Source organism: Streptomyces muensis (genome assembly GCF_021474425.1).
Classification (GTDB): domain Bacteria; phylum Actinomycetota; class Actinomycetes; order Streptomycetales; family Streptomycetaceae; genus Streptomyces; species Streptomyces muensis.
Window position 1 is genome coordinate 1 of record NZ_JAKEIP010000154.1, and the last position, 20,043, is coordinate 20,043.

Genomic DNA, 20,043 nt, shown 5'->3' on the forward strand with positions numbered 1-20,043 from the left:
CAGCGAGCCCCACCACCAGCGGCACACCCCCACGCCGCCGCCACACAAAGACGGCAACCGCACTCACCAGCCCAAACGCGAGCGCGAGCAGAGTGAACGTTCCGTCCACCCCGACAGCCTGCTCCCCCTCGGAGTCCTTGAAGTAGACGACCCAGCTCTCGTCGACGACATCCCCCACCAGCGGCACACTCGGCGCCAGCCACCACCACAGCACCCCGAGCAACGCCCCGAAGACCCCCACCACCACCGCCACCACGGCGGCCTCTCGCACCTCGGTCTTCATCCCAGGACCGTCCTGTCCGTACAAGCCGGATATGCCGTACGTGTCATGAGAGCCGTAGGGGCCATGAGATCCGTGGGTCCCGTGAGCCTGCCCGGCGCCGGCAGCGGGCGGCTGCCACGCCTGGTGCGAGGACTGGTCACGCGGATGCGGCGGAGGAGTCAGCGGAGCGGTCACCCTGCCATCGTGCCAGGCCGCCCTGTGCGGCGCGTCACCGGACGGCCGCCCGGCGGTACGCCCAGGTGGCGACGGCCAGCGAGACGACCCCGACCACCCCGCACACGGCGAGGTCACCCAGCACGAACGCCCAGTCGGGATGCGGCCCGAAGGTCCGCGCGAAGGCCTCCACGCCGTACGTCGAGGGCAGCAGATCCCGCGCGAGCCGCACCACCTCGGGCATCCGGTCGGCCGGCAGCACACCCAGCAGCAGAGCCGCCGACATCCCCAACTGCCCGAGCAGCGTCGCCAGTTCGGGCCGCGGCGCGAGCAGCCCGAGCGCCGCCCCGAGCCCGGCGAGCGCGGCCCCGGCCAGCGGGATCACCGCGACGAGCACCCACAGATGTGCCACCGGCAGCCCGAACAGCACACACCCGAAGACGGCCGTGACCACGGTCCCCGGCACGGTGAAGGAGGCGTACGCCCCGGCCGCACCCAGCACCACCGCGGCGGGCGGCACCGGCAGCGTGGCGTAGTGGTCGAGCCCGCCGCTGGCGCGCAGCTGCCCGAAGTACTGGGCGAGCAGGTTCAGCGCGACGAAGGCCACGACGAGCACCGACGACCCGGCCACCACGGCCTGCGCCTCGGCCCCGCCGTCCACGACCCCGCGCATGAGGATCATGATCCCGATCGACTGGAAGGTCGCCACGAACAGCAGCGGGATGCGCGCGACGCGGGCACGGGAGAGCTGGGCCCGGTACACGGCGCACAGCGACGGCCACAGCCGCGCCCGCGGCCCGAGCTCGACCACGGCCGGGCGGGCCGTCTCGTCCACGGCCAGGGCGCTGCCCGGCAGAACCTCGGCGGGTACGACACTCACGTGGCGCTGCTCCCTTTCACACGGGGGTCCACCGGAGAGGTGCCCCTGTTCCGTCCGGTGGCCCTGTTCCGCACGCGTCCGAAGACGGATACGGAAACGACGGTCTGCGTGCTCAAGCCTTCACCAGCCCCTGCTGCGCGTCCCCGCCCAGCGCCAGATAGACGTCCTCCAGGCTCGGCGTGGCCAGCGTGAAGTCGTCCAGCGCGGCGAAGGCGGCCCCGCCGGTGACGGTGGCGACGACCGCGCGGGCCTCCTCGGGGGCGAGCCGCAGCGTCCAGCGCCGCCCGGACTCCACGACCCGGTCCTGGAGCGCGGCGACCTCGGGCACCTCGAGGGGAGCCCGGTCCCGCCACAGCAGCTCGACCCGTACCTCGCCCGCGACCCGCTCCTTCAGCCCGGACGGTGTGTCACAGGCGATCACGCGGCCCCGGTCGAGCACCGCGACCCGGTCGAGCACGGTCTCGGCCTCGATGACGTTGTGGGTGACGAGCAGCACGGTGGTCGCGCGCTCGGCCCGCCGCCGGTCCACGGCCGACCACACGGCCCGCCGGGCCACCGGGTCCATCGCGGTGGTCGGCTCGTCGAGCACGAGCAGCGGCCGCTCCCCGACCAGTGCGGCGGCGAAGCAGGCCAGCCGGCGCTGTCCGCCGGACAGCTTCTTGATCGGCCGCCCGGCGAGCGGCCCGAGGCCCAGCTCGTCGAGGACGGCGTCCCGTTCGGCCCGTGCCTGCCGTACGTCCAGGCCGCGCAGCCGCCCGGTGGTCTCGGCGGCCAGCGAGACGGTCAGTTCGTCGAGGGCGGTCGACTCCTGGCCGAGGTAGGCGAGGATGCGCGCGGCCCGTTCCGGGTGCCGCACGATGTCATGCCCGAGGATCTCCACGCTGCCGCGATCGGGCCGCATCAGCCCGGTGAGCTGCCGTACGAGGGTGGTCTTGCCGGCGCCGTTCGGGCCGAGCAGTCCGAAGATCTCGCCGCGCCGGATGTCCAGCCGTACGTCGTCGGTGGCCCGCACCTCGGGCGTGCCGGGCGCTCCGCGGCGCCCGCGGACGGCCGGGTAGGTCTTGGTCAGTCCGCGCACCGCGCACACGACATCGCCACTGTGCCGAAGTGCCTGTGCCGCGCGCGTACTCACAAGGGACGAGCCTAAGGGGTCCGTGACGCCGATCCGCCCTCGGGTCGGCCAGTCGCCACAAACCACCGGCTCACCGGCCGAAATCCGCCGGTCCCCACAAATCCGCCGCAACGACACTCGACGCCGGTGACGGGTGCCGGGGGGCGGGGGGCGGTACGGGTGCGTTACCGGGATCCGGCGGTGCCGAACTCGTCGTCACCCGTCCGGCTCACTCACCGGCAGGCGCGTGCTCCGCTGCCGTCCGTACGTCGATCTCGCGCCAGAACCCGGCCCGGATCGCGTACCGGTCGTGCTCGTCGATCTGGTCGTCCTTGTGCGCGAGCAGTCCGAAGCGAGCCGCGTACCTGAGCAGTTCCCCGTCGATCCGGTGCGGGATCCGCGGGTACATCCCGGACAGCTTCTGCAGATGCCCCTGTTCACCGAGCCGGGCCATCCAGCGCCGTGCGAAGACCTGCCCCACCTCGTACGGATCGCCGCCGACCGTGGTGATGTCCTCCTCCCGGTCGGCCCAGCGCTGCTCCGCCGTGGTCAGCTGGGCGAGGGTCGGCATCGAGGCGACGTCGGGCGACTCGGCCGCGGCGCCGGGCCGGTCGACCCATCCCTTGTCGGAGGACCAGCGCAGTGTCGCGCTCGCCGGGTGCTGGGCGGGCGGCACGCCGGGGGCGCGCAGGGCGGCGAGGTCCTTCGGCGTGGGCACGCCCTTGGGAGCCGGCACCCGCTCCTGTGTGCCGTTCTCCGAGGCGGCGGCCGGAGCGTGCTCGCTCTCCTCGGCGGTCCGCTCGGCCCGCGCGCCGAGCGCGGAGTCGGGCAGCGGCGCGGAGAGGATCGCGGCGATCTCGGGCCGGGGCGCGGGCGGCGGCGCGCACACCCCGGTGAGCTCCTTGGCGCGTACGGCCTTGGTGATCCACGTACGGTCCAGGACGCGCCGCTCGTCGGCCTCGGCGACCAGGTCCTCGGACTGGTTGTAGTCGCCGTCGGCGGCCTGTACGGCCCACAGGTGTACGGCGACCCCGTGCTCCTTGGCGGCCATCATGCCCGGCAGCAGATCGCCGTCGCCGGTCACCAGCACGACGTCGGAGCAGGCGCGGTTGCGGGCCAGCTCGGTCAGTTCGGCGTGCATCGCGGCGTCCACGCCCTTCTGCGCCCAGCGGCCGTCGCTGCGGGTCAGTGCGCCGAGGCGGACGGTGACCCGGGGCATCACGCGCAGCCTGCGGTGCTCGGGCTGGGGGACGCGGTCGGGGGCGCCGTCGAACCAGTAGATGCGCAGCAGGGGCTGTTGGGTGTCGGACTCCGCGCGTTCGCGCAACCCCTGGATGAGGGCGGCGTGGTCGACGGTGATCCGGGACCGGGAGGGTTCCCCGGCGAGGAGGCTCGCGGCGGCCCCCAGCAGATACCCGGCGTCCACCAGGACGATGCAGCGGTCCACGCGTCTCACCCTCTTCCCGGGAGGTTTGCTTTGGGCTTCCTTCGAGTCTGCCCGACCACGCGGGGGTTAACGGGGCGAACTCGATCTTCGGCGTGGCGTTTCGGGGCATCGCCCCCTCGACGCGCCATGCCTCACGCCCCGACAACCGCTGTTACACACGGTAATTATCCGAAATGCGTTCTTTATAAGCCTATGTGAATCTGGTCCCGGCCCTGGCCCCTAGATCCCCACAGGAGGCATCACCATGGCCAAGAACAAGAAGCAGGACCGTAAGCAGCCCCAGTCCGAGCGTGGTCAGCAGCAGCCCCAGCAGCCGTCGATGGAGACGCAGACCGAGCAGCGCATCGCGCAGGTGACCCCCGGCGACATGGCCCGCAAGGGGCGGCAGAAGCGCTTCGGCCACAACTGACATCCGCATAACGGGTTGTTGAGACCCAGGCACATGAAGAGGGGCGCATCCCGTACGGGGTGCGCCCCTCTCGCGTATTTCAGCTCTCGCGTATTCCAGGTCTTGCGTATTCCAGCGCGGTCAGCCCGCGAGGCAGGACGGCCCGAGCAGCACCTTCAGGTCGCCGAACAGCGCGGGGTCGGGCTTGACCCGGTGCCGGTCAAGTCGGAGCACCGTCGTCTTGGTCGGGCCCTGGAGCTTGATGCGGACCTCGCTGTCGCCCTTGTGGTGACTGAGGATCTCGCCGAGCCGGTTGACCATCGGCGGGGTGACCCTGGTGGCGGGGATGGTGAGGATCACGGGTGCGTTGGTGCCCGCGTTGGACAGGTCGGGGACCTGGAGCTCCATCGCGACCAGCCGCGGCACGTCCTCGCGCTTGTCGAGCCGGCCCTTGACGAACACGACCGCGTCCTCGACGAGTTGGGTCGACACGAGCTGGTACGTCGCCGGGAAGAACATGCACTCGATGGAGCCGGCGAGGTCCTCGACGGTGGCGATGGCCCAGGCGTTGCCCTGCTTGGTCATCTTGCGCTGCAGGCCCGAGATGATGCCGCCGATGGTCACCACGGCCCCGTCGGCGTGCTCACCGCCGGTCAGCTGGGCGATGCCCGCGTCGGCCTTGTCGGACAGCACGTGCTCCAGACCGAAGAGGGGGTGGTCGGAGACGTACAGACCGAGCATCTCCCGCTCCTGGGCGAGCAGATAGGTCTTGTCCCACTCCTCGTCGGTGAAGACGACGTCGAGGCCGAAGCCGGGCTCGTCGTTCTGCTCCTCGCCCATGCCGCCGAAGAGGTCGAACTGGCCCTCGGCCTCCTTGCGCTTGACCGCGACCACGTTGTCGATCATCGGCTCGAAGTGCGCGGTGAGGCCCTTGCGGGTGTGTCCCAGGGTGTCGAACGCGCCCGCCTTGATCAGCGACTCCGTGGTGCGCTTGTTGCAGGCGGTGGCGTCGACCTTGTCGAGGTAGTCGGGGAAGGAGGCGTACTTGCCCTTGGCCTTGCGGCTCTTGATGATCGACTCGACCACGTTGGTGCCGACGTTGCGCACCGCTTCGAGGCCGAAGAGGATCACGTCGTCGCCCTGGGCGGCGAAGTTGTGCACCGACTCGTTGACGTTCGGCGGGAGCACCTTGATGCCCATGCGGCGGCACTCGTTGAGGTAGACCGCGGACTTGTCCTTGTCGTCCTTGACGGACGTCAGCAGCGCGGCCATGTACTCGGCGGGGTGGTTCGCCTTGAGGTAGGCGGTCCAGTACGAGACCAGGCCGTACGCGGCCGAGTGCGCCTTGTTGAACGCGTAGCCGGCGAACGGGACCAGCACGTCCCACAGGGCCTGGATGGCCTCGTCGCTGTAGCCCTTCTTGCGGGCGCCCTCCTGGAAGAGGACGAAGTTCTTCGCCAGCTCCTCGGGCTTCTTCTTGCCCATCACTCGGCGGAGGATGTCGGCCTCGCCGAGCGAGTAGCCGGCGATGATCTGGGCGGCCTTCTGCACCTGCTCCTGGTAGACGATCAGGCCGTAGGTGACGTCCAGGACCTCCCTGAGGGGCTCTTCGAGCTCCTTGTGGATGGGGGTGATCTCCTGGAGCTTGTTCTTGCGCAGCGCGTAGTTGGTGTGCGAGTCCATGCCCATCGGGCCGGGACGGTAGAGCGCGGAGACGGCGGAGATGTCTTCGAAGTTGTCGGGCTTCATCAGGCGCAGCAGCGAGCGCATGGGGCCGCCGTCGAACTGGAAGACGCCGAGGGTCTCGCCGCGCTGGAGCAGTTCGAAGGTCGTCGGGTCGTCCAGCGGGAGGCTCAGCAGCTCCAGGTCGATGCCCTTGTTGGACTTCACCATCTTGACGGCGTCGTCCATGATCGTCAGGTTGCGCAGGCCGAGGAAGTCCATCTTCAGCAGGCCGAGCGACTCGCAGCTCGGGTAGTCCCACTGCGTGATGGTCACGCCGTCGGTGTGCCGGACCCAGACGGGCACGTGCTCGGTGATGGTCTCGCTGGACATGATCACGCCGGCGGCGTGCACGCCCATCTGCCGGACCAGGCCCTCGACGCCCTTCGCGGTGTCGATGACCTTCTTCACGTCCGGCTCGTTCTCGTACATCGACCGGATCTCGCCCGCCTCGCTGTAGCGGGGGTGCGAGGGGTCGGTGATGCCGTTGAGGTCGATGCCCTTGCCGAGGACGTCGGCGGGCATGGCCTTGGTGAGGCGGTCGCCCATGGCGTACGGGTAGCCCAGCACGCGCGCGGAGTCCTTGATCGCGTTCTTCGCCTTGATCTTGCCGTAGGTGCCGATCATGGCGACCTTGTCGGCGCCGTACTTCTCCGTCACGTACCTGATCACCTCGACGCGCCTGCGCTCGTCGAAGTCGATGTCGACATCGGGCATGGAGATGCGCTCGGGGTTGAGGAACCGCTCGAAGATCAGGCCGTGCGGGATGGGGTCGAGGTCGGTGATGCCCATGGCGTACGCGACGATCGAGCCGGCCGCTGAGCCTCGGCCGGGGCCGACCGCGATGCCGTTGTTCTTGGCCCACATGATGAAGTCGGCGACGACGAGGAAGTAGCCGGGGAAGCCCATCGAGATGATGACGTCCATCTCGTACTCGGCCTGCTTCTGGCGGTCCTCGGGGATGCCGCCGGGGAAGCGGCGCTCCATGCCGCGGCGGACCTCCTCCTTGAACCAGGTGACCTCGGTGTAGCCGTCGGGGATGTCGAACTTCGGCATGAGGTTCTTGGCCTCGAACATGCCGGTGGTGTCGACCATCTCGGCGACCAGGAGCGTGTTGGCGCAGCCCTCCTGCCAGGCGTCCGAGGAGTCGATGGCGTACATCTCGTCCGTGGACTTCAGGTAGTAGCCGGTGCCGTCGAACTTGAAGCGGTCCGGGTCGGAGAGGTTCTTGCCGGTCTGGATGCACAGCAGGGCGTCGTGGGCGGTCGCCTCGTGCGCGTACGTGTAGTGCGAGTCGTTGGTGACCAGCGGGGGGATGCCGAGCTTCCTGCCGATCTCCAGCAGGCCGTCGCGGACCCGGTGCTCGATGTCGATGCCGTGGTCCATCAGCTCCAGGAAGTAGCGGTCCTTGCCGAAGATGTCCTGGTAGTCGGCGGCGGCCTTGAGGGCCTCTTCCTCCTGACCGAGCCGCAGCCGGGTCTGGACCTCGCCGGAGGGGCAGCCGGTGGAGGCGACGATCCCCTCGGACCACTGGGAGATCGTCTCCTTGTCCATCCGGGGCCACTTCTGCAGCCAGCCCTCGGCGTAGGCGTCGGAGGACAGCCGGAAGATGTTGTGCAGGCCCGTCTTGTTCACGGCCCACATCGTCTTGTGGGTGTAACCACCCGAACCGGAGACGTCGTCGCGCTTCTGGTGGGGCTGGCCCCACTGGATCTTGCGCTTGTTGCGCCGGGACTCCGGGGCGACGTAGGCCTCGATCCCGATGATCGGGGTGATTCCGGCCTTCTTCGCGGTGTGGAAGAAGTCGTACGCCCCGTGGAGGTTGCCGTGATCGGACATGGCGATGTGCGTCATGCCCATCTCGTTGCAGGCGTTGAACATGTCCTTCAGCCGCGCGGCACCGTCCAGCAGCGAGTACTGGGTGTGGACGTGCAGGTGCGTGAACGGCGGCTTTGACACGGCTTGGCCTCCATGGAAAACGCTCGGTGACAGGCGGACGGACACTTCCGGGAACAGCGTCGAAGTCTATGCCTCGCCACTGACACTCGCGGGGCTCCCCCGCGTACCTTCACACCGAGGGCCGCGGGCACTTTCCTGCGGGCCCGTCCGTTGGAGACGACAGAAACGCTGTCGTACACATGCACCAGGAGGCACCCAGCGATGTCGGTCCCCCAGCTCAACGACGAGCAGCGCGGCGACGAGATCCTCGCCGTCTTCGAGACCGCCTTCGGCGAGCTCCTGGCCGCCGACCCGGCCGCGTTCCGCGTGAAGTTCCGGAAGATGGCGGCCTCGGCCTTCGCGTTCTACCGCGGCACGGCGTGCCTCTTCTACCACGATCTGGACGCCGAGAAGCGGGGCGGCCCGTTCCTCGACGAGCGCACCTCGCGCGTGTGGATCCACGGCGACCTGCACGCGGAGAACTTCGGCACGTACATGGACGCCAACGGACGGCTGATCTTCAACGTCAACGACTTCGACGAGGCCTACGTCGGCCCCTTCACCTGGGACCTCAAGCGCTTCGCCGCCTCCGTCGCCCTCATCGGGTACGCGAAGGCGCTCGGCGACGAGCAGATCAGCGAGCTGGTGCGGATCTACGCGGTCGCCTACCGCGAGCGGGTGCACGCCCTGGCGACCGGCGCCAAGAGCGACGAGGTGCCGCCGTTCACGCTGGACACCGCCCAGGGCCCGCTCCTGGACGCGCTGCGCGACGCCCGCGCGCTGACCCGCTTCGGCCTGCTGGAGTCGATGACGGAGATCCGCGACTTCGAGCGCCGCTTCGCCGGGGGCGGCGGCTCCATCGAGCTGGACGCGGCCACCCGCTACAAGGTGCTCGCCGCCTTCGACGGCTACCTGGAGACGCTCCCGGACGCCTCGCTGGCCCGCCCGGACTCCTACCGCGTGAAGGACGTGGTCGGCCGTCGCGGCATCGGCATCGGCTCGGCAGGGCTGCCGTCGTACAACATCCTGCTGGAGGGCCACACCGACGCCCTTGAGAACGATGTCGTGATCTACATCAAGCAGGCCCAGACCCCCGCCGTCTCCCGGCACATCACGGACCAGACGCTGCACGACTACTTCCAGCACGAGGGCCACCGCACGGTGATCTCCCAGCGCGCCCTCCAGGCCAACGCCGACCCCTGGCTCGGCTGGACCGAGCTCGACGGCGCGGGCCAGCTGGTCGCCGAGGTGTCGCCGTACGCGGTGGACCTGGACTGGGGCGACATCGACGACCCGGAGGAGATCGCGGCGGTCGTCGCCGACCTCGGCCGGGCCACGGCCACCATGCACGCGGCGGCGGACGACACCTCCGGCGAGTCCCTGGTGCCGTTCTCCACCGAGCGGGCCATCGACGCGGCCATCGCGGCCGACGAGGACGGCTTCGCCGAGCTCCTGGTCTCCTTCGCCCACGACTACGGGGCACGCGCGCGTGCCGACCACCAGATCTTCGTGGACCTGTTCCGCAACGGCCGGATTCCGGGTCTGTGACGGACCCTTTAGGGGTCTCTTACAGGACCACGTGACACACTCTCCTCCGCTATGGACATATCCGGGACCCAGCTACGAGCCGTACGCGCGGCGCTGTTCACGTCACTCGTCGTGACGCTCAGCACCGCGTCACACGTGCTGCTCTCGCGGGCCCCCCTGCCGTTGAACACGGTGGCCCTGCTGGCGGCCGCCGTGTTCGTCCTGGCGTACGCCCTGGCCGGCCGCGAGCGGAGCTTCGGGCGGATCGCCGCCCTGCTGATCCCGCTGGAACTGGCCGCCGACACGATCCTCACCACCGGCCAGCACGTCTGTTACGGCAGGGCGGGCGGACCGGTCGCCGGTCCGCTGGCGTCGGTCGGCTGGGACGTGCTGTGCGGTGACGGCACCCGGGTCGGCACCCCGCTGGCCCAGGTCACCGGCACCGATCCCGACAAGCTCGGCGGTCTCCTCGCCCACGCCGACCCGGCCACCGCCTGGCTGCTGCTCGGCGCGCACATCGGCGTCGGCCTGGTCGCCGCCGCCTGGCTGCGGCGCGGCGAGCGGGCCCTGGACCAGTTGGTGCGGGCCGTGGCCGCGACGACGTTCCGCCCGCTGCTGCTGGCGGTCGCGGCGGTGACGGTCCGCCGGACCGCGCCGGCCCCTCGGCTGCCGCGCCCCGCCCTCCGTACGGCCGGCGCCCGCAGCCTCCTCCTCGCGCACTCCCTGGGACGGCGTGGCCCTCCGTGCTCACCCGCCCTCGTGTGAACCGACCGCGCCGTTGAACCGGCCGCACCGTCACTGATCACACGCGCACGGCATTTCGAGCACCACCACGTCCCGATACGTATCCCGCACACACAGGTGTGCGCGTCCCCATGGAGATCACCAAGATGAGCAAGCGGAACAGCCAGGCGGCGAAGTCGGCGGCCCGGGAGCGGCTGCGCGCCGAGCGTGAGCGCGAGGCCAAGCGGGCCAAGGTCAGGCGGCAGATCATCGTCGCCTGCTCGGTCGTCGGCGTCCTGGCGGCGGCCGGTGGCATCGGCTACGCGGTCGTCCAGGCCAACAAGCCCAGCCACTGGGAGTCGATGACGGACGCCAAGGTCGTCGCGCCCGCCAACACCTCCGGCACGAACGGCACGACCGTCGTCATCGGCAAGGACAGCGCCAAGAAGACCCTCAAGATGTACGAGGACCCGCGCTGCCCCGTCTGTGCCTCGTTCGAGCAGGCCGCCGGCTCCGTCGTGGACAAGGACGTCGAGGCCGGCAAGTACAAGCTGCAGTTCGTCGGCGGCACGTTCCTCGACGGCGACCAGATGAAGGACGACGAGATCGGAGCCCGCGGCGAGGGCTCCAAGAACGCGATGAGCGCCATGGGCGCCGCGCTGAACGTGAGCCCGGAGGCGTTCCTCGAGTACAAGACCGCGCTGTACTCGGCGAAGTTCCACCCGGAGGAGTCCGACGACAAGTTCAAGGACGACGACTACCTGATCGAGATCGCGGACTCCGTCCCCGCCCTGAAGAACAACACCAAGTTCCAGAACGCGGTGAAGAAGGGCACGTACGACGCCTGGGCGCTGGCCATGTCGAAGACCTTCGACACCAACAAGGACGACGTGACGGGCACCCCGAGCTTCGTCATGGACGGCAAGAAGCTCGAGAACCCCAACCCCAACCAGGGTTGGACGGCGGAGACGTTCACCCAGGTGGTGGACGCGGCCCTCAAGGGCTGACGCCGGCCGCAGGGCAGCCGGAGGGCCTCGAAGGCGGCCTTCGCGCGAAGAGCGGGCGAACTTTCACCGGTTCGCCCGCTCTCGTTCATACCGATCAGTAACCTGATCGCTCGTGACCAATCGACACAGATCTTCCGAGCGACTCGACGAGCGACTCAACTCCCTTGCCCCGCGCCGCCGTACGGTCGTCAAGGCCGCGGCGGCGACGGCTGTCCTGGCCGGCCCGCTCGCGGCCGCGCTGCCCGCCGGCGCCGCCGAGGCGGCCCCCGCCTTCCTGCACGGCGTCGCCTCCGGCGATCCGCTGCCCGACGGTGTCCTGCTGTGGACCCGGGTGACGCCGATACCCGAGGCGACGCCCGGCTCCGGCCTCGGTCCGGACACCGAGGTCAGCTGGATCGTCGCCAAGGACAAGGCGCTGACGAACATCGTCGCCAAAGGCTCGACCACCGCGACCGCCGCCTCCGACCACACCGTCAAGGCGGACATACGCGGCCTGGAGCCGGCCACCGACTACTGGTTCCGCTTCTCGGCCGGCGCCACGGACTCCCCGGCGGCGCGCACCCGCACCGCGCCGGCGGCGACCGCGTCCGTCGCGGGCCTGCGCTTCGGTGTCGTCTCCTGCGCCAACTGGGAGGGCGGTCACTTCTCCGCGTACCGCCATCTCGCGGCCCGCGGCGACCTGGACGCCTGGCTGCATCTCGGTGACTACATCTACGAGTACGGCACCGGCGAGTACGGCACGCGCGGCACCGTCGTACGACAGACCGCGCCCGCCCACGAGATCCTCACCCTCGCCGACTACCGCCTCCGGCACGGCACGTACAAGACGGACCCGGACCTCCAGGCCCTGCACGCCAAGGCGCCCGTCATCGCGATCTGGGACGACCACGAGATCGCCAACGACGCCTGGTCGGGCGGCGCCGAGAACCACACCGAGGGCGCCGAGGGCACCTGGGCCGCGCGCCGGGCCGCCGCCAAACAGGCCTACTTCGAGTGGATGCCGGTCCGCCCGGCCATCGCCGGCACCACCTACCGCCGGCTGCGCTTCGGCAAGCTCGCCGATCTCTCCCTGCTGGACCTGCGCTCCTTCCGCTCGCAGCAGGTCTCGGTCGGCGACGGCGAGGTCGACGACCCGGACCGTACGCTCACCGGGCGCGCCCAACTGGACTGGCTGAAGGCGGGGCTGAAGTCCTCCGACACCACCTGGCGGCTGGTCGGCAACTCGGTGATGATCGCCCCGTTCGCGATCGGCTCGCTCACCGCCGACCTGCTCAAGCCGCTCGCCAAGCTGATGGGCCTGCCGCAGGAGGGCCTCGCCCTCAACCCCGACCAGTGGGACGGCTACACCGACGACCGCCGCGAACTCCTCGCCCATCTGCGCTCGAACGCGATCCGCAACACGGTGTTCCTGACCGGCGACATCCACATGGCGTGGGCCAACGACGTGCCGGTGGACGCCGGTACCTACCCGCTGTCCGCCTCCGCCGCCACGGAGTTCGTCGTCACCTCGGTGACCTCCGACAACCTCGACGACCTCGTGAAGGTCCCCGAGGGCACGGTCTCCGCCATCGCCTCGCCGATCATCAGGGCCGCCAACCGGCACGTCCACTGGGTCGACACCGACCGCCACGGCTACGGCATCCTCGACATCACGGCCGAGCGCGCCCAGATGGACTACTACGTCCTGTCCGACAAGGCGAAGCAGAACGCGACCGCCGCCTGGGCGCGTTCGTACCGCACGCGCAGCGGCACGCAGAAGGTGGAGCGGACGTACGACCCCGTCTGACGGGTCCCGCGGGCGTCCCCGAGGGTTACAGCGTGTCCAGGAAGCCGAGCGCCACCCGCCAGGTGGCCTCGGCGGCCTCCTCGTCGTAGTCCGGCAGGTCGGGGTCGGTGTAGAGGTGGCCGGCTCCGGCGTATCTGTACACCTCGACGTCGGCGCCCGCTCTGCCCATCTGGAGATACCAGGCGCTCAGCCAGTCGTCCGTCTCGAACGGGTCCGGCTCGGCGACATGCAGCTGCACCGGCAGCTCGTCCACCGAGGCGTTCGCCGCGATGTCCGAAGTGCCGTGCAGAAGCAGCAGGCCGCGGGCCTTCTCGTCGCCGAGCGCTAGGGTCTGGGCGATGGAGGCGCCGAGCGAGAACCCGGCGTAGACCAGCCCTCTTTCCGAGTAGGGCGCGGCGGCGAGCACGGCCCGCTTCAGCAGCTCGTCCTTGCCGATCGTGTCGTTGAACTCCATGCCCTCCTCGACCGTCTCGAACGTACGTCCCTCGAAGAGGTCCGGCGTCCACACCTCGTGTCCGGCGGCGCGCAGCCGGTCCGCCGCCCGGCGCACCGCGGGCCGGAGGCCATAGGTCGAGTGAAAGAGCACGATGTTCATGAGGCCATGGTGCCAGCCGGGTACGACAACGCCGTGACCACCGCCTCACCGGCGCACATGTTCATGACCGCCCTCGGGTGGTTACCTTCGACGGCATGGAGAACATACTCCGCCCGCTGATCGTGATCGGCGGCTCGGTCCTGCTCACCCTGGTCATCGGGTGGGCCACCGACCGTCTGATGCGCAAGGCCGACGAGCGGCACACCGAGACCCCGCTGTGGGGTCAGCTGCGCCGCGCCCGCGTCCCCTACCAGCTCGTCCTGTGCGCCGCCCTGCTCAGAGGCTCCTACGACGAGTCGGAGCTGCTGGAGGAGCACGAGGTCGCCGTCGGCCGGGTGCTGACGCTGGTGCTGATCGGGGCGGCGGCCTGGCTGGCGATCCGGATCGCGGCGGCGGTCGTGGAGACCACGTACACCCGCTATGCCCGGGCCCACCGCGATGCGGCCCGGGTCCGGCGGGTGCGGACCCAGGTGACGTTGATCATGCGCGTGGTGTCGGCGGTCGTCGGTGTGGTGGCCGTGGCGGCGATGCTGCTGACGTTCCCCGCGTTCCGCGCGGCCGGCGCCTCGCTGCTGGCCTCGGCCGGCATCCTCGGCATCGTCGCCGGTGTCGCGGCCCAGTCCACGCTGAGCAACATGTTCGCCGGGTTCCAGATCGCGTTCGGCGACATGGTGCGCCTCGGGGACACGGTCGTGGTGGACGGCGAGTGGGGCACCGTCGAGGAGATCACACTGACGTTCCTGACGGTGCGGACCTGGGACGAGCGGCGGATCACGATGCCGGTGTCGTACTTCACGTCGAAGGCCTTCGAGAACTGGTCACGCGGCGGCGCCCAGATGACCGGCACCGTCTTCCTCCACGTCGACCACTCGGCGCCGATGGAGAAGATGCGCGAGCGACTGCGCGACATCCTGCGCGCCTGCCCGGCATGGGACGGCCGCGACTACGGCCTGGTCGTCACGGACTCGACGCCGAGCACCATGGAGGTCCGCGCCCTGGTGACGGCGAAGGACGCGGACGACCTGTGGACGGTACGCGTCGCGGTCCGCGAGCAACTGATCCACTGGCTGGCCGACGAACACCCGTACGCCCTGCCACGCGTCAACGCAGCCGACGCCGCCCTGCCACCCGGCTTCCCGGCTCCCAGCCGCATCGCGGCCCGCCGCACCCACCAACACGACCACCTACCACCCCAACGCCCGGACCGCTTCTGACGCCGAGGATCGGCAACGCCCCTAAAGGGGCGCGGGGAACTGCGCGACCAGCCACAATGGCGCAGCAGACGCACGACGACAATCCGCGGCACAAACGTCGGCGCACCCCCCACCGACCGCTCAATGACCACGCTCGGCCCCACCATTCACCTGAATGATCTGCGAGGTGATATGCCCGGCGGCATGGGACGCCAGCCAGTGCAGCGTCGCCGCAACGTCCCCAGGCGTGGCAGCCCGCCCCGTCGAGGTCTCCGCGACCAACCGCTCCCGCCGCTCCGCATCCATCGCGCCGCCGAAGAACTCGGTGTCCTCGACATACCCGGGCGCGACCACGTTCACGGTGATCCCGCGCGGCCCCAACTGCCGGGCCAGAGCATGGGCGTACGGATGCAACGCGGCCTTCGACCCCGCGTACGCCACGCTGCCGGACCCCCGGAAGGCGGCGATGGAGCCGATGAACAGCACCCGCCCGCCTGGGTCGGCGAGCCGGTCCTTCAGCGCCTCGGTGAGCAGGGCCGCGGTCAGGGTGTTGAGCCCGAAGTTGAGCGTCCAGCTGTGCAGGACGACGTCGAGCGGCTCGTCGCTGTCCACCTCGGGCTCCAGATGGCCGGCACCTCCCGCACTGTGGATCAGTACGTCCACGGTGCCGAACTCCGCCGCCACGAACCGCTCCACACCCCGCACGGCCCGCGGCCGGCTCAGGTCCGCCGCATAGGTGAGGGCGCCGGGCACGCCGGCCCGCTCCAGCACCTCGGCGCGCCGCCCGAGCAGCAGCACCTGATCCCCGTCCGCCGCGAACAGCTGCGCCGTCGCGAGCCCGATTCCCGTACCGCCACCACTGATCACCACGTTGCGAGCCATGGTCAGAGCGTACGAAGTCGGAGTCGCCGTCGGCGGGATCACCGCAGGCTGCGCACGTCCAAATGCCGCAGCACCCGGTCGACCACCTCCGGATCGGCCCCCGGCTCGCTGCGGGCCGCGAGCACCTCGTGCCGCGCCGCGCTCAGCAGCTCGCCCTGGATCCGCCGTACCCGCTTCAGCCGGCGCACCCGCTGCTGATGCGCCTCCCGACGCTCCTCCTCGCCCATCTCGGGGCTGATCCGGACCCCGATCTCGAACGCCCTTCGCAGCATCTGCTCGGACAGTTCCTCGGGCAGCTCCTCGACGGCCTCGATCTCCTTCAGCCTCCGCTTCGCCGCCCGCGCCGCCCGCACCGCCAGCTGCTTCTCGAACTCCTTCTCGTGCGCGCTGTCGGCCCGCACCCCGAGCCGCTTCACCAGCCACGGCAGGGTCAGTCCCTGCAGTACCAGGGTCGCCATGATCACGCCGAACGCGATGAAGATGATCTCGTCGCGGTCGGGGAACGGGGCCCCCGAGTCGGTCTCCAGCGGAACGGCCAGCGCCAGCGCCACCGAGGCCACGCCTCGCATCCCCGCCCACCACATCACGACGGTCTCGCGCCAGCTCGTCGGGATCTCCTCGTCGACGTCCCGCTTGGCGTGCATCCGCTTGGTGAGCCAGGTCGCCGGCAGCAGGTACAGCAGCCGCACCAGGACGACGACGCAGACGATCGCGGCCGCCCAGCCGAGCATCTCGCTCCACCGCCCGGACGCCGTGCGCACCGCGTTGTGCAGTTCGAGCCCGATCAGGCCGAAGGCGACTCCGGTGACCAGCGTGTCGACGATGTCCCAGAAGGTGTGCCCGGCGAGCCGTGTCATCACGTCGTCGGCGTCGGTGGCGTACTCGGCGAGGAACAGGGCGGTGATGAGTACGGCGAGCACACCGGAGCCGTGGAGTTCCTCGGCCAGCACGTAGGAGGCGTACGGCACGAGCAGCGAGAGCCCGATCTGCAGGGTCGGGTCGCCGAGCAGATCCATCAGCTTGTTGGCGCCCCACCCGAGCGCGAGCCCGACAGCCAGGGCCACCACGGCCGAGAGCACGAGGTCGAGTCCGGCCTGCCAAGGGGAGAAGGTGCCGCTCACGGCGGCGGCGATGGCCACGTGGTAGAGCACGATGGCCGTCACGTCGTTGAAGAGCCCCTCGCCCTCCAGAATGGACACCAGCCGCCGCGGCAGCCCGAGTTGGCCGGCCACGGCGGTCGCCGCCACCGGGTCGGGCGGCGCGACGAGCGCGCCGAGCGCCACGGCGGCCGCGACGGGCAGCCCCGGCACGATCGCGTGCGCGGTCGCGGCCACACACACCGTCGTGACGAACACCAGCGCCACGGCGAGCAGGAAGATGGGCCGCAGATTCGCCGCGAACTGCCGCCAGGAGGTCCTTCGTACGGCGGCGTAGAGCAGGGGCGGCAACAGCAGCGGCAGGATCAGGTCCGGCGGAACCTCGACGTTCGGCACGAACTCCAGCAGCGCGAGCACGATCCCGAGCAGCGTCATCAGCACCGGCGCCGGCAGCCCCAGCCGGTCGCCCACCGGGACACTCACCACGGCCCCGAGCAACAGCACGAACAACAGGGCCAACTGATCCACGGTCAGCGCTCCGGGAGGTCGACGTCCACACAGCAGGTCTCAAGCCTGCCACGCCGACTTTCCCACCAGCGCTCACCGGCCTTCGGCTACAGAGCGCGCCGCATCGCCCGGTGCGCTATCCCCGCGTCGGGGAACTCCGGCCCGTAGGCCACGTATCCCAGCCGCTCGTAGAAGCCCAGTGCGTGCGTCTGCGCGTGCAGGTCCACGGCCGCGAGTCCACGCGCGCGTGCCGCGTCCTCGATGGCCCGCACCAGGGCCGCGCCGACACCGAGGCCGCGCGCCGCCTGTGTCACGGCGAGGCGCCCCAGCGACCCCACCGTGAGGTCCCCGCCGACCTTCGCCGCGGCCGCCTCGCCATACAGCAGCCGGCCGGTCCCGAGCGGCAGCCCGTCCGCGCGGACGGCCAGCACATGCACAGCTTCGGCGTCATAGGCGTCGTACTCGATCTCCTGCGGGACGCCCTGCTCAACGACGAAGACCTCCTTGCGCACCGCGAAGCAGGCCTCACGGTCGGCGGGGTCCCCGGCGACGCGCACCGCGTACGACGTGGACGGCGACGGCCCGCTCACGCGTACGTCTCCTCGCGGACCTGGTCGAGCGCCTTCTGGAGGTCGGCCGGGTAGTCGCTCTCGAACTCGACCCACTGCCCGTCCGCCGGGTGCTCGAAGCCGAGCCGGACGGCGTGCAGCCACTGGCGGGTCAGCCGGAGCCGCTTGGCGAGCGTCGGGTCGGCGCCGTAGGTCAGGTCGCCGACGCAGGGGTGCCGGTGGGCGGCCATGTGGACGCGGATCTGGTGGGTGCGGCCGGTCTCCAGCTTCACGTCGAGCAGGGAGGCCGCGCGGAACGCCTCGATGAGGTCGTAGTGCGTGATCGACGGCTTGCCCTCGGCGGTGACCGCCCACTTGTAGTCGTGGTTCGGGTGACGGCCGATGGGGGCGTCGATGGTGCCGCTGGTCGGGTCGGGGTGGCCCTGGACGAGGGTGTGGTACCGCTTGTCGACCGTACGCTCCTTGAACTGGCGCTTGAGCGACGTGTACGCGTACTCCGACTTGGCGACGGCCATCAGCCCGGAGGTGCCGACGTCGAGGCGGTGGACGATGCCCTGGCGCTCGGCGGCACCTGAGGTCGAGATCCGGTACCCGGCGGCGGCGAGCCCGCCGATGACGGTCGGCCCGGACCAGCCGGGCGAGGGGTGGGCGGCGACCCCGACGGGCTTGACGATCACGACGACGTCATCGTCGTCGTGCACGATCTCCATGCCCTCGACCGGCTCGGCGACGATCTGCACCGGCGCGGGAGCGCCCGGCATCTCCACTTCCAGCCAGGCCCCGCCGTGGACCCGCTCGGACTTGCCGACCACGGTGCCGTCGACCTGGACCTTGCCCGCCGCGGCCAGCTCGGCCGCCTTGGTCCTGGAGAAGCCGAACATGCGGGAGATGGCGGCGTCGACGCGCTCGCCCTCCAGGCCGTCGGGCACGGGCAGGGTACGGATCTCGGGAATCGTGCTCACCCGTCGAGTATGCCGGACGGGTGGGACAGCCCCGTACGGAGCCTGTGGACAACTCCTCCCGGCCCCTCGCGGGCTCAGTCCTTGTGGACGGTCCCGTCGGGGTCCAGCCCCCTGAACGACAGCAGCACGATCAGGATGCCGCCGCACACGATCGCCGAGTCGGCCAGGTTGAACACCGCGAAGTGCTTGGGCGCGATGAAGTCCACGACCGCGCCCTCGAAGACGCCCGGCGAACGGAAGATCCGGTCGGTGAGGTTGCCGAGGGCGCCGCCGAGCAGCAGGCCGAGCGCGATGGCCCAGGGCAGGCTGTAGAGCTTGCGGGCGAGCCGGGCGATCACCACGATGACGGCCGCCGCGATCACCGTGAAGATCACGGTGAAGGCCTCGCCGAAGCCGAAGGCCGCGCCCGCGTTGCGGATGGCCTCGAACTTCAGCCAGTCACCGATGATCTCGATCGGCGGGTGGTGCTCCAGCTTGGCGACCACGATCATCTTGCTGACCAGGTCGAGGGCGTACGCGAACACGGCGACGCCGAACAGCACGGCGATCCGGCGCCTGCCCCGGGGCCGCTCGGCCTCGGTGTCCTTCGCGTGCTCGGCTCCCGCCGCCTCTGGGGTATCCGGCGTACCGATGATGCGCTCCGCCTCTGCCACGTGAGTCCCTCAACCTAGGTACCTGACTGAGGACGAGAGTACGACACGTCCAGCGGCACCCGCCTACCGGTCAGTACCTGCGTTCTTGCTTCTGTTTGCACTCGACGCACAGGGTCGCGCGCGGGAAGGCCTGCATCCGTGCCTTGCCGATCGGGTTGCCGCAGTTCTCGCAGAGGCCGTAGGTGCCCGCGTCGAGGCGCTCCAGGGCGCGTTCGGTCTGGGTGAGCATCTCGCGCGCGTTGGCGGCGAGCGCGAGTTCGTGCTCGCGCGTGATGTTCTTCGCTCCGGTGTCCGCCTGGTCGTCGCCGGCGCCGTCCCCGGAGTCCCGCATCAGGCCGACGAGGGACTGCTCGGAGGAGGTGATCTCCTCGCGCAGTCGCGTCTCCTCGGCCTGTAGCTCGGCGCGTGCCTCCTCGACCTCCTCCGGGGTCCAGGGGTCCTCACCGGGGCGCACCGCGAGCTCGCCGGGCTCCACCGCGGCGAGGCGTGCCTTGGGAACGGCGGTCTTGGCCGCCGTGGCCGTGCCAGGAGTCTTCTTCGCAACCACTGTCGTGGCTCCCGTCTGCTCCGCGGCCTGCGCCGCGCCCACCTTCTTGGCCCTACCCTCGGCGCCCCCAGCC

General features: G+C 70.4%; 17 protein-coding genes and 1 pseudogene. 6 read left to right on the plus strand and 12 right to left on the minus strand.

Annotated elements, in window-relative coordinates; translation table 11 throughout:
• The 4 genes and pseudogenes from L0P92_RS28865 to L0P92_RS28880 form a co-directional block, all read right to left on the minus strand.
• A pseudogene (locus tag L0P92_RS28865) lies at positions 1-457 on the minus strand (AAA family ATPase); the annotation flags it as partial.
• A 34-nt stretch (positions 458-491) separates the two neighbouring features.
• Positions 492-1,316, minus strand: a complete 825-nt coding sequence (locus L0P92_RS28870; RefSeq protein WP_234765988.1) for an ABC transporter permease — start codon at positions 1,314-1,316, stop codon at positions 492-494.
• 112 nt (positions 1,317-1,428) lie between these two features.
• A complete protein-coding gene (locus L0P92_RS28875) occupies positions 1,429-2,403 on the minus strand; it encodes an ABC transporter ATP-binding protein (RefSeq protein WP_217210212.1) in 975 nt (324 codons plus the stop codon).
• A 253-nt stretch (positions 2,404-2,656) separates the two neighbouring features.
• A complete protein-coding gene (locus L0P92_RS28880; protein WP_234765989.1) occupies positions 2,657-3,874 on the minus strand; it encodes an NYN domain-containing protein in 1,218 nt (405 codons plus the stop codon).
• A gap of 244 nt (positions 3,875-4,118) precedes the next feature.
• Here L0P92_RS28880 and L0P92_RS28885 point away from each other — a divergent pair, with 244 nt between their 5' ends.
• On the plus strand, positions 4,119-4,283 hold the full coding sequence (locus L0P92_RS28885) for a hypothetical protein (RefSeq protein WP_234765990.1): 165 nt from the start codon (positions 4,119-4,121) through the stop codon (positions 4,281-4,283).
• Positions 4,284-4,403: 120 nt separating this feature from the next.
• Here the strand turns inward: L0P92_RS28885 and dnaE are convergent, their stop codons facing one another.
• A complete protein-coding gene (gene dnaE, locus L0P92_RS28890; RefSeq protein ID WP_234765991.1) occupies positions 4,404-7,943 on the minus strand; it encodes a DNA polymerase III subunit alpha in 3,540 nt (1,179 codons plus the stop codon).
• A gap of 201 nt (positions 7,944-8,144) precedes the next feature.
• On the opposite strand from dnaE, the gene L0P92_RS28895 reads away from it, so the two are divergent.
• The 4 genes from L0P92_RS28895 (at position 8,145) to L0P92_RS28910 (ending at position 12,965) form a co-directional block, all read left to right on the plus strand.
• Entirely contained in the window at positions 8,145-9,470 is a 1,326-nt protein-coding gene (locus tag L0P92_RS28895; RefSeq protein ID WP_234765992.1) for a DUF2252 domain-containing protein, read from the plus strand.
• A gap of 51 nt (positions 9,471-9,521) precedes the next feature.
• Positions 9,522-10,214: a hypothetical protein gene (locus L0P92_RS28900; RefSeq protein ID WP_234765993.1), complete on the plus strand. Its 693-nt coding sequence runs from the start codon at positions 9,522-9,524 to the stop codon at positions 10,212-10,214.
• A gap of 125 nt (positions 10,215-10,339) precedes the next feature.
• Complete coding sequence (locus tag L0P92_RS28905) at positions 10,340-11,179, plus strand: thioredoxin domain-containing protein (protein WP_234766003.1); 840 nt, start codon at positions 10,340-10,342, stop codon at positions 11,177-11,179.
• Positions 11,180-11,291: 112 nt separating this feature from the next.
• Complete coding sequence (locus L0P92_RS28910) at positions 11,292-12,965, plus strand: alkaline phosphatase D family protein (protein WP_234765994.1); 1,674 nt, start codon at positions 11,292-11,294, stop codon at positions 12,963-12,965.
• 25 nt (positions 12,966-12,990) lie between these two features.
• Here L0P92_RS28910 and L0P92_RS28915 read toward each other — a convergent pair whose 3' ends face one another.
• Positions 12,991-13,560, minus strand: a complete 570-nt coding sequence (locus tag L0P92_RS28915; RefSeq protein WP_234765995.1) for a dienelactone hydrolase family protein — start codon at positions 13,558-13,560, stop codon at positions 12,991-12,993.
• A 95-nt stretch (positions 13,561-13,655) separates the two neighbouring features.
• On the opposite strand from L0P92_RS28915, the gene L0P92_RS28920 reads away from it, so the two are divergent.
• Positions 13,656-14,774 carry a mechanosensitive ion channel family protein gene (locus L0P92_RS28920; protein ID WP_234765996.1) on the plus strand — a complete coding sequence of 373 codons (1,119 nt, stop codon included), beginning with the start codon at positions 13,656-13,658 and terminating at the stop codon, positions 14,772-14,774.
• 120 nt (positions 14,775-14,894) lie between these two features.
• On the opposite strand, the gene L0P92_RS28925 is transcribed toward L0P92_RS28920, so the two are convergent.
• The 6 genes from L0P92_RS28925 to L0P92_RS28950 all read right to left on the minus strand — a co-directional run.
• Positions 14,895-15,635 carry an SDR family NAD(P)-dependent oxidoreductase gene (locus L0P92_RS28925; protein WP_234765997.1) on the minus strand — a complete coding sequence of 247 codons (741 nt, stop codon included), beginning with the start codon at positions 15,633-15,635 and terminating at the stop codon, positions 14,895-14,897.
• Positions 15,636-15,673: 38 nt separating this feature from the next.
• Positions 15,674-17,260, minus strand: a complete 1,587-nt coding sequence (locus tag L0P92_RS28930; RefSeq protein ID WP_234765998.1) for a Na+/H+ antiporter — start codon at positions 17,258-17,260, stop codon at positions 15,674-15,676.
• 86 nt (positions 17,261-17,346) lie between these two features.
• Positions 17,347-17,829: a GNAT family N-acetyltransferase gene (locus tag L0P92_RS28935; RefSeq protein ID WP_234765999.1), complete on the minus strand. Its 483-nt coding sequence runs from the start codon at positions 17,827-17,829 to the stop codon at positions 17,347-17,349.
• Positions 17,826-18,770, minus strand: a complete 945-nt coding sequence (locus L0P92_RS28940) for an RluA family pseudouridine synthase (RefSeq protein ID WP_234766000.1) — start codon at positions 18,768-18,770, stop codon at positions 17,826-17,828. The genes L0P92_RS28935 and L0P92_RS28940 overlap by 4 nt, the downstream gene beginning before the upstream one ends.
• Before the next feature lie 74 nt (positions 18,771-18,844).
• Positions 18,845-19,423, minus strand: coding sequence for a signal peptidase II (lspA, locus tag L0P92_RS28945; RefSeq protein WP_234766001.1), 579 nt, complete (start codon positions 19,421-19,423; stop codon positions 18,845-18,847).
• Between the two features lie 70 nt (positions 19,424-19,493).
• A partial coding sequence (locus tag L0P92_RS28950; protein ID WP_234766002.1) for a TraR/DksA family transcriptional regulator occupies positions 19,494-20,043 on the minus strand: 550 nt, incomplete at its 5' end.